The organism is Lentzea nigeriaca (assembly GCF_016907955.1).
In the GTDB taxonomy this organism is placed as follows: Bacteria; Actinomycetota; Actinomycetes; order Mycobacteriales; family Pseudonocardiaceae; genus Lentzea; species Lentzea nigeriaca.
This window is the reverse complement of the sequence record NZ_JAFBCX010000005.1, coordinates 590,585-603,691: the sequence shown is the minus strand read 5'-3', so window position 1 is coordinate 603,691 and position 13,107 is coordinate 590,585. Positions and strand designations below refer to the sequence as shown.

Genomic DNA, 13,107 nt, shown 5'->3' with positions numbered 1-13,107 from the left:
GTGATCAGCAAACGTTTGCGTCGGCATTTCTCTACCGCCATCTCGGCAGCGACGTGCATGAGAGCGCGACCGTGCCCTGCTGAGCGTGACTTACCTCGCCAACGTTCCGAGTCGTACCACTAAAGCGGCACGACCTCCTGGTCGCCTGAGCGCCAGATGGTCACCTGGGTGGTGCCGGGAGGTGCCAGCCACGCGCCCTCCCGCTCCTCCGGCCCCAGCAACGCGTTGCGGTCGGCGATGATCGTGCCCTGACCGTCCGGCAACACGAGCCGCACCGGCACCGGTCTGCCTCTCACCGCGGGGCCGCCGGGCACCACGCGGTCGAACGTGCCGTCCGCCTGGTAGAGAGCCCCGATCAGCTCCCCGTTCGTCTCCGTGACCACGGCGTACCGGCCGTCCGGGAGCCAGGCGCGCACCTCCCACAGCACCAACGGATGGCCGTAGTCCATGTAGCCGCGTCTGCGGAGGTCCTCGGAGACCAGCTTGTCCTGGCTCTGTCCCGGCTTGCCGGGTTCCTGCCTGGACGTCGCCCACATGACGCTCGACCAGCCGAGGCCGGTGCGCGGCGGCGCCTGCTCGATCTCCTGGCGGGGAGCGATTCGTTCACCGACGCGCGTGAAGTCGTCGGCGGCGGGCACGATGGTCGTGCGCAGGAAGACCGGTGTTTCCTCGGGCTTGGCGCGCACGACGGCCACCCCGCCGTGGAGTTCGGCCTCCTGCCACGCGCGCGAGTACCTGAGGTCCGGTCCACGCGTCGGGTTCGCCGACCAGAAGACCCGCTCCCCGAGGCCCAGCACCACGTACGTCGCCTCGCCGTCGCCGATGCGGTAGATGCCCTGCTCGCGCGCGCCCCGGTAGACGACCTCCTGGTCGACCACGTCGGCCCCGTGCACCAGGCCCACGAGGGTCTGTGGTTCAGCCGACGCCTTCACCCGGACCGACTGCGCGATCAGCGCGGCAGGGCCGTCCGGTGTGTTCGCCGTCCAGAACACGTGCGCGTCCGATGAGACGTCCGTCACGGGTACCGGACGCTTCCCGTTCCACACGCTGAGCGCCTGTTCGATGACGTCGCCGCGGTCTGCCAGATCACCGGTCGTCGCCGCGGTGAGGCGCGCGTCCCCGGCCGTGAACGGTTCGGTGGACGAGCGGGTCAGCATCACGCCCGTTGTCACGCCTGCGAGCAAGGCGACCGCCGCAGTGATTGCGAGCAGTTTGCGCGTGTGTCGTCGTCGCGCACCGGCCATCACGTCCCCCACGAATCCCGGCCGCACGTCCAGGTCTGCCGTCGCGGCCTCGAGCGCTTCCTTCAGTTCCACGTCAGCACCTGCTCACCCATCAGCTCCCGCATGCGGGCGAGCCCGCGCGAGGTCTGGCTCTTCACCGTGCCGATGCCGCAACCGAGCGTGCGGGCGGTCTCGGCCTCGCTGAGGTCGTCGAAGAACCGCAGCACCAGGACCGCGCGCATCTTCTTCGGCAGCTCGGCCAACGCGCGCACTACGCTGTCCGCGTCCACGACCTGCTGTTCGTGCCCGCGCGACGTAGGCACCGCCCCCAGTTCCAGCGGTGCCTCCGGCTTGCGGGAACGCCGTCGCCAGCGGTTGGCCGCGGCGTTGGCCAGCGCGGTGCGCGCATAGGCCTCCGGAGAGGTCCTGATGCGCCGCCACTTGCCGTACATGCTCATCAGGACGTCCTGCAGAATGTCCTCGGCGGCGTCTCTGTCACCGCCGCACAGCAGGTAAGCGGTGCGCAGCAATGCCTGCGAACGCAACGCCACGAAGTCCTCGAAGTCCTGCATGTCCCCCCTTCGGCGGTTGTCGTGGGTACTGACACCGGGCGGGGCGGCAAGGTTGTCAGGCGACCGTTTAGACTCAGTTCGACTCCAGACGACGAGGGAGATACGCGTGGCCGAGATGACCGTTGAACTGGTCGCCGTTGAACGCCGCCTGTGGTCCGGCAAGGCCACTTCTGTATCGGCGCAGACCACCGAGGGCGAGATCGGCATCCTGCCCGGTCACGAGCCCGTTCTCGGTCAGCTCGTAGAGGGTGGTGTGGTGCGTGTCCGCACGACGGACGGTGGCCTCGTCACCGCCGCCGTGCATGGTGGCTTCCTCTCCGTGACCGGCACCGGCGTCTCGATTCTCGCCGAGGACGCCGAGCTCGCGGGCGAGATCGACGTGGACGCGGCGCGGTCGGCACTGCAGGACGCCGATGACGCCGAGCGCGCACGTGCGGCAGCGCGCGTGCGGGCCGTGGAACAGTCGGCCTGAGACCGGGCGCGAGGGCGCAGCCGTGGGGATCACCGAGATTGCCGGACTGATCCTTCTTGGGGTGGCGGTCGTCATCGCCTACTTCGCCTGGCGACGTATCCGGTTGCTTCGTGAGGGTGGCGTGCACGTCGCCCTGCGCAGCCAGTTCGACGATCGCGGCCGTGGCTGGCATCTGGGCGTGGGGCACTACCGGGGCGACAAGTTCGCCTGGTTCCGCGTGCTCTCGCTCGGGTCCGGTCCGAACCAGCTGATTTCCAGAGACGGGCTCGAGATCGACGCACGCCGCGAGCCGACTGGGCCGGAGGCGTACGCCATGCCGGCCGGTGCGACGGTGCTGCGGTGCCGGGTCGGTTCGGGGGAGATCGAGATCGCGATGGGCCCGGACGCGCTGACAGGATTCCTGTCCTGGTTGGAGTCAGCGCCTCCGGGCCGCAGCATTCCCTGGGCTTCCTAGGCATTGCCTCCGGGCTGCCAGAGCACGTCGCCGTCCGGGTTCGCCACGCGGGCCAGGATGAAGAGCAGGTCGGAGAGCCGGTTCAGGTACTTCGCCGTGAGCACGTTCGTCTGCTCGGCGTCGGCCTCGATCAACGCCCACGCACGGCGCTCGGCCCTGCGCGCGATCGTGCGCGCCTGGTGCAGCAGGGCCGCGCCGGGCGTGCCGCCGTTCAGGATGAACGAGTCGAGCTTGCCCAGCCGCTCGTTGAACGTGTCGCAGTACCCCTCCAGGCGGTCGACGTAGGCCTGGGTGATGCGCAGCGGCGGGTACTTGGGGTCCGGCACGATCGGCGTGCACAGGTCCGCTCCGACGTCGAAGAGGTCGTTCTGCACCTTGCGCACGACGTCATGGACGTCCTCTGCGAGCTGACCGAGCGCGAGAGCGACACCGAGAGCCGCGTTGGTCTCGTCGACGTCCGCGTACGCCTCGATGCGAGGCGAGGTCTTGGGCACGCGGGAGAAGTCGCCTAGTCCGGTCGTGCCGTCGTCGCCGACCCGCGTGTAGATCTTCGTGAGATGCACCGCCATGAACGGCACTTTAGTGCGGCACTAGGAGATCCACGCCCTGGTCATCGCCTGCACGGCCGAGCCGTCCAGGTCGGCCAGCTTCAGGCCGACGACCTGTTCCGCCCGCTCCGAGGTCTGCACGCGGAACGGCGTGCGCTCGCCGGCGAGGGTGGTCAGCACGACGGCGGCGGCCTCGTCGGACGTCTGCGCGCTGGAGAAGGCCGTGCCCGTGCGGGCGAGGTAGCTCTTCATCTGGGGCGCGTACGGCCCGACCGCGTCGAAGATCTTGTCGACGTCCACGCCCACGTTGGTGACGAACTCGCTCGCGACCGCGCCTGGCTCGACGACGGTGACGGAGACGCCGTGGGCGGCGGCGATGGGCGCGAGGCTCTCCATCATGCCCTCGACCGCGAACTTGGCCGCGCAGTAGGCCTCGTTGAACGGCTGACCGACCACGCCGCCGATGCTCGTGACGGTGATCAGACGGCCTCGCGAGGCGCGGAGGTGGGGCATCGCGGCCTTGCTGACCTGGACGACGCCGAAGAAGTTGGTCTCCATGACCTTGCGGAAGTTGCCGACCGAGTCGGTCTCGACGGTGCCCACGTGGCCGGCGCCGGCGTTGTTGACCACGGCGTCGAGGCGGCCGTAGTCGCGGATCACGCCGTCGACCGCGGCGGTGATGGAGTCGCTGTCGGTCACGTCGAGCTGCCGGATGTCGATGTCCGGGGCCGCGGCGCGCAGGGCGTCCGCACGGGAGGTGTCGCGCATGGTGGCCACCACCTGGTGGCCGGCCTCAGCTGCCTGGACGGCGATGGCGAGGCCGATGCCGGACGACGTGCCGGTGACGAGAACGACCATGGTGGGCTCCTCAGTTCATGTCCATAATAGTTATTGACATGAACTACTATGCCTCGAAATAGTTCATGACGTCAACTATGATCCCGTCATGGACAAGGTCAGCTCGGAGGTCGTGTCGCTCATCGCCCGGATCGTCGAGCGCTACAAGAAGGAGTACGAGCAGGCGGCGGCCGCGCAGGAGCTGACGTCCGTGCAGGCGAAGGTGCTGGTGGCGCTGGACGAACCGCAGCCGATGCACTGGATCGCCGACAAGCTCGGGTCGGAGCGGTCCAACGTCACCGGGATCATCGACCGGCTGCAGGCGCGCGGGCTGGTCGAGCGGCGGCCCGGTGAGCAGGACCGGCGGGTGAAGTACATCGTCGCGACGGAGGAAGGGCGGCGGCTGGCGCGGGAGTTTCAGGCCGCACTGCAGTTCGCCGCCGAGCCGCTCGCCTCGCTGGGCACCGCTGATCGTCGTCAACTGAGGGATCTGTTGCAGCGCATGCTGAGTGACTAGTGCTTCGGGCAGGTACGTAGGATTGCCGCGTGAGCGAGCATTTCCGGGTACACGGTGGCGCACGTCTGGTCGGCGAGGTTGATGTCGTCGGCGCGAAGAACAGCGTCCTCAAGCTGATGGCCGCTGCTCTGCTCGCCGAGGGCACAACGACTCTCACCAACTGCCCGGACATCCTCGACGTTCCGCTGATGGCCGACGCGCTGCGCAGCCTCGGGTGCGAGGTCGAGCTCGAAGGTGACGTGGCGAGGATCACGACCCCTGCGGAGCTCAGCTACCACGCCGACTCCGAGGCGATGGGCAAGCTGCGGGCGTCGATCTGCGTGCTGGGGCCGCTGGTCGGCCGCTGCAAGCGCGCGGTCGTCGCGCTGCCGGGTGGTGACGCGATCGGCTCGCGGCCGCTCGACATGCACCAGAGCGGTCTGGAGAAGCTCGGCGCCAAGACGTGGATCGAGCACGGCTGCATCGTCGCCGAGGCCGAGGGGCTGCACGGCGCGCAGATCTGGCTCGACTTCCCGAGCATGGGCGCCACCGAGAACATCCTGATGGCGGCCGTTCTGGCCAACGGCACGACGGTCATCGACAACGCCGCGCGCGAGCCGGAGATCGTCGACCTCTGCCTGATGCTGACCCAGATGGGCGCCAGGATCGAGGGTGCGGGCACGTCCACGCTCACCGTCCACGGCGTCAAGGAGCTCGAGCCGACCGAGCACCGCGTGATCGGCGACCGGATCGTCGGTGCCACGTGGGGCTTCGCCGCCGCCATGACGCGCGGCGACGTGCGGGTGCGCGGCGTGAACCCGCACCACCTCGACCTGGTGCTCGAGAAGCTGCGCATGGCGGGCGCCGAGGTGACCGTCTACGAGGGCAAGGACGAGGGCTTCCGCGTCGTCATGGACGGCCGTCCTAAGGCCGTCGACTTCGTGACGCTGCCGTACCCCGGTTTCGCCACGGACAACCAGCCGTTCGCAATCGCGCTGTCCGCGGTCGCCGAGGGCACCTCGATGATCACCGAGAACCTGTTCGAGGCGCGCTTCCGGTTCATCGACGAGATGATCAGGCTCGGGGCCGACGCGCGCACGGACGGTCACCACGCCGTGATCCGCGGAGTCGAGCAGCTGTCCAGCGCACCGGTGTGGGCTTCGGACATTCGCGCTGGTGCGGGCCTCGTGCTCGCCGGTCTGTGCGCGGACGGGGCCACCGAGGTCTACGAGATCTTCCACATCGAGCGCGGTTACCCTGGGTTCGTGGAAAACCTCCGCAAGCTGGGCGCTGACGTGGAGCGCGTCAGCTCCTGAGCACCAGCCGCGCGTTCGCGACGTCCGCCGGGAACACCATCACCCGGTAAGGGGCGTTTCGCGAACGCGTGGCCCGCACCCCGTTCGCCTTCAGCTTCCGCACCAGCACGTTCGCGGCTTCCTCCGTGGGTACGAGCGCGACCTCGCTCAGCAACCCGAAGTCCGTGCCGTCCAGATCCGGTACGGGCCGTCTGTCGTTGCCCACGAAGTACCTCAACGCCAGAGCCAGCAGTCCGATCACGCCGAACACGACCACTGACTGGTAGATCGCCGTCACGCCTTCATCATCCTCTTGTGGTCACGATTCAGTGAGCAATCGCACGCGCGGCAGTGGTTACTGACCAGTACGCTCCGGAGAACGACGCTGTTTGGAGGTTGCTGTGCCGTACCCAGCTGACCGTGAACGCGACCGCCCCTGGGTGATGCGCACGTACGCGGGTCACTCCTCGGCCGCGGCGTCCAACGCGCTCTACCGCCGGAACCTGGCCAAGGGGCAGACCGGCCTGTCGGTGGCGTTCGACCTGCCGACGCAGACCGGCTACGACCCCGACGACGAGCTCGCGAAGGGCGAGGTCGGCAAGGTCGGTGTGCCGATCAGCCACATCGGCGACATGCGGCAGCTCTTCGACCAGATCCCGCTCGGCGACGCCAACACGTCGATGACGATCAACGCGACGGCCATGTGGCTGCTCGCGCTGTACGTCACCGTGGCGGAGGAGCAGGGCGCGGACCCGTCAGCGCTCGCCGGCACCACGCAGAACGACATCATCAAGGAGTACCTGTCCCGCGGCACCTACGTGTTCCCGCCGGGACCGTCGCTGCGGCTGATCACCGACATGGTCGCGTGGACCGTGTCGAACGTGCCGAAGTGGAACCCGATCAACATCTGCAGCTACCACCTCCAGGAGGTCGGCGCGACGCCGGCGCAGGAGGTCGCGTACGCGATGTGCACGGCGATCGCGGTTCTCGACTCCGTGCGCGACTCCGGTCAGGTGCCGCAGGAGAAGTTCGGTGACGTCGTCGCCCGCATCTCCTTCTTCGTGAACGCCGGTGTGCGGTTCATCGAAGAGATGTGCAAGATGCGCGCGTTCGCCCAGCTGTGGGACGAGATCACGCTGGAACGCTACGGCGTCGAGAACCCGAAGCACCGCCGGTTCCGCTACGGCGTGCAGGTCAACTCGCTGGGACTCACGGAAGCGCAGCCGGAGAACAACGTCCAGCGCATCGTGCTGGAGATGCTCGCGGTTTCCCTGTCCCGCAACGCTCGTGCCCGCGCGATCCAGCTCCCCGCGTGGAACGAGGCTTTGGGCCTGCCACGCCCGTGGGACCAGCAGTGGGCCCTGCGCATGCAGCAGGTCCTTGCCTACGAGACGGATTTGCTGGAGTACGAGGACATCTTCGACGGCTCGCCGGTGATCGAGGCGAAGGTGAACGAGATCCTGCGCGGCGCCCGCGAGGAGATCGACCGCGTGCAGGCGATGGGCGGCGCCGTCGCGGCCGTCGAGTCCGGCTACATGAAGTCGCAACTGGTGTCGTCGCTGGCCGACCGCCGCCGCCGCGTCGAGTCGGGCGAGGAAATCGTCGTCGGTGTCAACAAGTTCGACACCACCGAGCCGTCACCGCTGCAGGCTGAGGGCGCCAACGCGATCGAGACCATCGACCCGGTCGTCGAGATGCACGCCGTCGAGGCGATCCAGCAGTGGCGTGCCAACCGCGACAACGCTGCTGTCGCGGAGGCTTTGGACGCGTTGCGCGAGGCCGCGAAGACCGACCAGAACCTCGTCGAGGTGACGCTGGCCTGTGCGCGCGCCGGCGTGACGACAGGTGAATGGTCGCAGGCTTTGCGCGAGACGTTCGGCGAATACCGTGCCCCCACAGGCGTTTCCGGCGCTTCGGCCTCGGGCGAGGCCGGCTCCGAGATCGCCCGTGTGCGCGACCGCGTCCGCGCGACCGGCGAGGAGATCGGTGAGCGCCTGCGCATGCTGGTCGGCAAGCCGGGCCTCGACGGCCACTCCAACGGCGCCGAGCAGGTCGCCGTGCGCGCCCGCGACGTCGGCTTCGAGGTCGTCTACCAGGGCATCCGCCTCACGCCGGCGCAGATCGTGTCCGCGGCCGTGCAGGAGGACGTGCACGTCGTCGGCCTGTCGATCCTGTCCGGCTCGCACCTCGAGGTCGTGCCCGCGGTCGTCGACGGCCTCCGTGCCGCCGGTGCCGGGGACATCCCCGTGATCGTCGGCGGCATCATCCCGCCGGACGACGCCGCGAAGCTGCGCGACCGGGGTGTGGCGCGGGTGTTCACGCCGAAGGACTACGAGCTGACCGAGATCATGGACGAGATCGTGACCGTGATCCGAGAGGTGCGGTCTTTGGCTTAGAGGCCTAGATTCGCGGCATGGTCGACGTTGCGCGTGAAGGCTCGGTAGTCCGGATCACGATGAACCGTGCGGCGAAGCGCAACGCGCTGTCCGCTGAGCATTTGACCGAGCTGCTGGAGGCGTTCCGCGAGGCGGGCACTTCGGACGCGGCCGGCATCGTGCTCGCCGCCGAAGGGCCGGTTTTCTCGGCTGGGCACGACTTCGCGGACGTGCACGCCCGTGACAAGGAGGGTGTGCGGCTGCTGCTGGAGCTGTGCACGATGCTGATGAAGACCATGCAGTCCGTGCCGCAGGTGGTGATCGCGCGGGTGCAGGGGCTCGCGACCGCGGCCGGGTGTCAGCTGGTGGCGTCGTGTGACCTCGCGGTGGCCTCGCTGGACGCCGGTTTCGCCCTGCCCGGTGGGAAAGCCGGGTGGTTCTGCCACACGCCTGCGGTGCCGGTGGCGCGGTCGATCGGGCGCAAGCGGTTGATGGAGATGGCGCTCACCGGTGACGTCGTGGACGCCGCGACGGCCGTGGAGTGGGGTCTGATCAACAAGGCTGTGCCTGCCGACGAGCTGGATGCCGCCGTGGACGAACTGCTGGCGCGGGCCACGCGGGGCAGTCGGGCGTCGAAGACCGCGGGCAAGCTCGCGCTCTACGCGCAGCTGGACCGGCCAGAGGCGGACGCCTACGAGATCGCGATGGCCGTCATGGCCGAGACTTCGCAGTCCCCGTCAGCCAAAGAGGGGCGAGCGTCGTTCCTGGAGAAGCGGTCGCCCGTCTGGCCTGACTAGTAGCGCGTCGCAGCGCTCTCCTGGCTGCCAACTGCACGGTTGGCAGCAGCTGGGGTGATCAGCAAACGTTTGCGTCAGCATTTCTCTACCGCCATCTCGGCAGCGACGTGCATGAGAACGCGACCATCCTGGCTTTCGGAGACGAGCACCAGACCGCCCAGCCCCTGCCCGACTCAACGCAGCACAACCAAGCCGCGACGCTCTGCTGGTGGTGCGAGTCGGAACGTCGGCTTCTGACGCAAATTCCCCCGGCAACATTCCGAGCCACACCACTACTAGCACGACGGCCCTGCAGACCGCCTGCAAGCCGTCTGCAGGTCGACTGCAGAGCCCGTTGCAGAGATTTTGCAGGTGAACGGATCACAGTCTTCCCCAGCAAGGCAAACCATCAGCCTGGGGGAGTGAAATGAGTTCACTGAGCACAGCTCTGCGCAGATCAAGAGGATTAGCCGTCGCCGCGGCCCTCGTGTCGGCACTCGGGGCGACGCTGCTGGCGCCGCCCGCGACGGCGGCACCGGAGAAGCCCGAGAAGGCCCAGACGCCCGCCACGGCGTCCATGACCGTCACGCAGGAAGACATCACGGCCAGCGCGACGCTGACCCGCAGCGAGGTCCTCACCCGAGCCCGCAGCTGGGTCGACGCGAACGTGAAGTACTCGCAGCTCAAGTACCACGAGAACCAGTACGGCAACTACCGCACCGACTGCTCCGGCTTCGTCTCGATGGCGTGGGGCCTCAACAACTCGTACACAACCCAATCGCTGCCGAACTTCGGCACCTGGCTGAACAGCCTGGACGAGCTCAAGCCCGGCGACGCGATCGACGACTTCTACAACCACATCGTCCTGTTCGTCAGCTGGACCGACGCCAGTCACACCGTCGCCAACGTGTACGAGGAGACCTCGTACACGGGCATCGAGGGTCCCGATCCGGGTTCCATCGCCAGCCAGTACACCCGGACCAAGCTGCTGAACGGCAACTTCCGGGGACTGCGTGCGAACAACGTCGTCGACGACGCGCCGCAGGCGCCCGCCGGCATGCGTTCGATCGTGACGGCGGCGGGTGGCAGCCAGATCTTCGGCATCGGTGCTGACGGCCACGTCATGTCGACGTTCTGGTCGGGGAACATCACGGACAACGGTGGCTGGCACTCGTGGTTCGCGATCCCGACGGGTTACGCGGACGGGACGACGGCGCCGAACTCCACGGTCTCGGTGACCACGATCAACGGTCAGACGCAGCTGTTCACGACCGCTCCGGACCGGCACGTGATCTCGACGTTCTGGTCACCGAGCATCACGACGAACGGTGGCTGGCACGACTGGTTCGTGATCCCCACCGGGCACGCCAACGGGGTGACCGCTCCCGGTGCGGTCGTGACGGCCGGCGGCACCCAGCTCTTCACCACCGCTGCCGACGGCCACGTCATGTCGACGTTCTGGTCGGGGAACATCACCGACAACGGTGGCTGGCACTCGTGGTTCGCGATCCCGACGGGTTACGCGGACGGGACGACGGCGCCGAACTCCACGGTCTCGGTGACCACGATCAACGGTCAGACGCAGCTGTTCACCACGGCTCCGGACCGGCACGTGATCTCGACGTTCTGGTCGCCCAGCATCACGACGAACGGTGGCTGGCACGACTGGTTCGTGATCCCAACGGGCCACGCCGACGGCGTCACCGCACCGAACGCCACCATCACCGCGGGCGGCCCCCAGCTGTTCACCACGGGTGCCGACGGCCACGTGATGTCGACGTACTGGTCGCCGAACATCACGACGAACGGTGGCTGGCACGCCTGGTTCGCCATCCCGACGGGTTACGCGGACGGCACCACCGCACCCAACTCCCGGATCAGTGTCACCACCCTCAACGGCCAGACGCAGCTCTTCACCACCGCGCCGGACGGCCAGGTGATCTCCACGTTCTGGTCCGCGAGCGTCCCGACCAACGGCGGCTGGCGCGAGTGGTTCGCCATCCCCACCGGGTACGCGAACGGCAAGTCCGCCACGGGTTCCGGGGTCTCCGTGACGACGCTCAACGGCCAGGTGCAGCTCTTCACCGCGGCGCCGGACGGCCAGGTCATCTCCACCTTCTGGTCGGGCAGCATCACGACCAACGGCGGCTGGCACGACTGGTTCGCGATTCCCACCGGCCACTCCAACGGCCGCGTCCGGATCTGATTCCCGCTCGGGCGCGCCGGTTCTCGACCGGCGCGCCCCTTCTCACTCGAAAGCAGGCTCTGCCATGCGTGCAACCAGCACGATGGTCGCCGTTGTCGCTGCTCTCAGCGGGATTCTCCTGGCGATCTCACCCGTGTCGGCCGCTCCGGTCGACGACTCCTCCGAACTCTCCGCCCAGAGCGTCAACGCCTCCGTCAACACCCTGCCCTGCGTGAGCGGAGGACCGTCCCAACAGGACCAGCAGAACGCCGCGGCGCTCAACCCGCAGCTGACCAACACCATGCGCAACAACATGACCGCCTACCACGCGTCCTGTGCGAGAGCCGTGGTGCAGGCGGTCAAGGACCGGGGGCTGAACCAGCGGGCCGCCGCGATCGCCATGTCCACCGTCATCGTCGAGTCCACCATCAGGAACGTCGACGGCGGCGACCTCGACTCGGTCGGGCTGTTCCAGCAGCGCGACAGCTGGGGCAGCTTCGCCGACCGCACCAACCCGGTGAAGGCGACGAACAAGTTCCTGGACGTGATGCAACAGTTCTACCCCAACGGTTCCTGGAACACGGCACCGATCGGCGACGTGGCCGCGGACGTGCAGCGACCGCACTCGAGCCTCCGGTACAAGTACGGCGTCGAGGCGAACGACGCGGTGAAGATCGCCGACCTGCTGTGGGGAGCTCCGCCCGCCACGGCCGGTCTGCGCTCGGTGGTGACCGCTGGCGGGACCCAGCTCTTCGGCATCGGCGCCGACGGTCACGTCATGTCGACGTTCTGGTCGCCGGACATCACCACGAACGGTGGCTGGCACGCCTGGTTCGCCATCCCCACCGGCTACGCGGACGGCACGGCTGCGCCCGGCGCCACGGTGTCCGTGACGACGCTCAACGGCCAGACGCAGCTCTTCACCACGGCTCCCGACGGGCGGGTGATCTCCACGTTCTGGAACAGCGGCATCCCCACCAACGGCGGCTGGCGCGAGTGGTTCGCCATTCCGACCGGTTACGCCGACGGCAGGGTCGGGAGCGGCTCAACCGTGTCCGTCACGACCATCAACGGCCAGGTGCAGCTCTTCGCGACCGCCCCGGACCGGCACGTGATCTCGACGTTCTGGTCGGGCAGCATCACGACGAACGGTGGCTGGCACGAGTGGTTCGCGATTCCCACCGGTCACGCCGACGGGGTGACCGCCCCTGGTTCGGTGGTGACCGCCGGCGGCACCCAGCTCTTCACCACCGGCGCGGACGGCCACGTGATGTCGACGTTCTGGTCGCCGAACGTCACGACGAACGGTGGCTGGCACGCCTGGTTCGCCATTCCGACCGGCTACGCGGACGGCACGACCGCCGCCGGTTCCACGGTCTCGGTGACCACGATCAACGGCCAGGCGCAGCTGTTCACGACCGCTCCTGATCGTCGGGTGATGTCGACGTTCTGGTCGGCGAGCATCACGACGAACGGTGGCTGGCACGAGTGGTTCGCGATCCCGACGGGCCACGCCGACGGCGTGACCGCACCGGGTTCGACCGTGACGGCCGGCGGTTCGCAGCTCTTCACCGTCGGCGCCGACGGTCACGTGATGTCGACGTTCTGGTCCCCCGACATCCCGAGCAACGGCGGCTGGCACGAGTGGTTCGCCATCCCGACCGGCTTCGCGGACGGCAACGCCGGCCGTGGTGCGGCGGTCTCCGTGACCACGATCAACGGGCAGCCGCAGATCTTCACCGCGGCACCGAGCGGTCAGGTGATCTCGACGTTCTGGTCGCCGAGGGCCCAGTTCAACGGCGGCTGGCACGAGTGGTTCGCCATCCCCACCGGCCATGCCGACGGCAAGGTGCGGCTGTAGGTGCGGCAGAATC

Annotated in this window: 13 protein-coding genes; 8 read left to right on the top strand and 5 right to left on the bottom strand. The window is 68.2% G+C overall.

The features are described from left to right. Nucleotides 1-119 precede the first annotated feature (119 nt). A complete protein-coding gene (locus JOD27_RS21035; protein WP_204763924.1) occupies nucleotides 120-1,316 on the bottom strand; it encodes a hypothetical protein in 1,197 nt (398 codons plus the stop codon). After that, complete coding sequence (locus tag JOD27_RS21030) at nucleotides 1,307-1,795, bottom strand: SigE family RNA polymerase sigma factor (RefSeq protein ID WP_204763923.1); 489 nt, start codon at nucleotides 1,793-1,795, stop codon at nucleotides 1,307-1,309. Before JOD27_RS21030 ends, JOD27_RS21035 begins: the two co-directional genes overlap by 10 nt. Before the next feature lie 106 nt (nucleotides 1,796-1,901). Here JOD27_RS21030 and JOD27_RS21025 point away from each other — a divergent pair, with 106 nt between their 5' ends. Beyond that, nucleotides 1,902-2,267, top strand: coding sequence for a F0F1 ATP synthase subunit epsilon (locus JOD27_RS21025; protein WP_204763922.1), 366 nt, complete (start codon nucleotides 1,902-1,904; stop codon nucleotides 2,265-2,267). 22 nt (nucleotides 2,268-2,289) lie between these two features. Beyond that, on the top strand, nucleotides 2,290-2,721 hold the full coding sequence (locus JOD27_RS21020; protein WP_204763921.1) for a DUF2550 domain-containing protein: 432 nt from the start codon (nucleotides 2,290-2,292) through the stop codon (nucleotides 2,719-2,721). Here JOD27_RS21020 and JOD27_RS21015 read toward each other — a convergent pair. Both JOD27_RS21015 and JOD27_RS21010 read right to left on the bottom strand, forming a co-directional pair. Next, nucleotides 2,718-3,290: a cob(I)yrinic acid a,c-diamide adenosyltransferase gene (locus JOD27_RS21015; RefSeq protein WP_204763920.1), complete on the bottom strand. Its 573-nt coding sequence runs from the start codon at nucleotides 3,288-3,290 to the stop codon at nucleotides 2,718-2,720. The two genes, JOD27_RS21020 and JOD27_RS21015, sit on opposite strands and share 4 nt — an antisense overlap. Before the next feature lie 21 nt (nucleotides 3,291-3,311). Then, a complete protein-coding gene (locus JOD27_RS21010) occupies nucleotides 3,312-4,127 on the bottom strand; it encodes an SDR family oxidoreductase (protein WP_204763919.1) in 816 nt (271 codons plus the stop codon). A gap of 88 nt (nucleotides 4,128-4,215) precedes the next feature. Between JOD27_RS21010 and JOD27_RS21005 the strand changes: the two genes are divergently transcribed. Then, complete coding sequence (locus JOD27_RS21005) at nucleotides 4,216-4,623, top strand: MarR family winged helix-turn-helix transcriptional regulator (protein ID WP_204763918.1); 408 nt, start codon at nucleotides 4,216-4,218, stop codon at nucleotides 4,621-4,623. A 29-nt stretch (nucleotides 4,624-4,652) separates the two neighbouring features. Then, a complete protein-coding gene (gene murA, locus JOD27_RS21000) occupies nucleotides 4,653-5,918 on the top strand; it encodes a UDP-N-acetylglucosamine 1-carboxyvinyltransferase (RefSeq protein ID WP_204763917.1) in 1,266 nt (421 codons plus the stop codon). Here murA and JOD27_RS20995 read toward each other — a convergent pair. Then, on the bottom strand, nucleotides 5,908-6,195 hold the full coding sequence (locus JOD27_RS20995; protein WP_204763916.1) for a hypothetical protein: 288 nt from the start codon (nucleotides 6,193-6,195) through the stop codon (nucleotides 5,908-5,910). The genes murA and JOD27_RS20995 overlap by 11 nt on opposite strands. Before the next feature lie 103 nt (nucleotides 6,196-6,298). On the opposite strand from JOD27_RS20995, the gene JOD27_RS20990 reads away from it, so the two are divergent. From JOD27_RS20990 to JOD27_RS20975, 4 genes are all read left to right on the top strand, one after another. After that, a complete protein-coding gene (locus tag JOD27_RS20990) occupies nucleotides 6,299-8,293 on the top strand; it encodes an ethylmalonyl-CoA mutase (RefSeq protein ID WP_204763915.1) in 1,995 nt (664 codons plus the stop codon). Nucleotides 8,294-8,310: 17 nt separating this feature from the next. Continuing rightward, complete coding sequence (locus JOD27_RS20985; RefSeq protein WP_204763914.1) at nucleotides 8,311-9,069, top strand: enoyl-CoA hydratase-related protein; 759 nt, start codon at nucleotides 8,311-8,313, stop codon at nucleotides 9,067-9,069. 406 nt (nucleotides 9,070-9,475) lie between these two features. After that, nucleotides 9,476-11,254 carry a PLL family lectin gene (locus JOD27_RS20980; RefSeq protein WP_204763913.1) on the top strand — a complete coding sequence of 593 codons (1,779 nt, stop codon included), beginning with the start codon at nucleotides 9,476-9,478 and terminating at the stop codon, nucleotides 11,252-11,254. A gap of 64 nt (nucleotides 11,255-11,318) precedes the next feature. After that, complete coding sequence (locus JOD27_RS20975; protein WP_204763912.1) at nucleotides 11,319-13,094, top strand: PLL family lectin; 1,776 nt, start codon at nucleotides 11,319-11,321, stop codon at nucleotides 13,092-13,094. The last annotated feature ends 13 nt before the right edge of the window (nucleotides 13,095-13,107 follow it).

What these genes read in the sequence shown, in the direction of transcription:
- JOD27_RS21030 (WP_204763923.1), bottom strand. Translation starts at nt 1,795, where the DNA reads ATGCAGGACTTCGAGGACTTCGTGGCGTTGCGTTCGCAGGCATTGCTG.
- JOD27_RS21005 (WP_204763918.1), top strand. Translation starts at nt 4,216, where the DNA reads ATGGACAAGGTCAGCTCGGAGGTCGTGTCGCTCATCGCCCGGATCGTC.
- JOD27_RS20980 (WP_204763913.1), top strand. Translation starts at nt 9,476, where the DNA reads ATGAGTTCACTGAGCACAGCTCTGCGCAGATCAAGAGGATTAGCCGTC.
- JOD27_RS21015 (WP_204763920.1), bottom strand. Translation starts at nt 3,290, where the DNA reads ATGGCGGTGCATCTCACGAAGATCTACACGCGGGTCGGCGACGACGGC.
- JOD27_RS20975 (WP_204763912.1), top strand. Translation starts at nt 11,319, where the DNA reads ATGCGTGCAACCAGCACGATGGTCGCCGTTGTCGCTGCTCTCAGCGGG.
- JOD27_RS20985 (WP_204763914.1), top strand. Translation starts at nt 8,311, where the DNA reads ATGGTCGACGTTGCGCGTGAAGGCTCGGTAGTCCGGATCACGATGAAC.
- JOD27_RS21010 (WP_204763919.1), bottom strand. Translation starts at nt 4,127, where the DNA reads ATGGTCGTTCTCGTCACCGGCACGTCGTCCGGCATCGGCCTCGCCATC.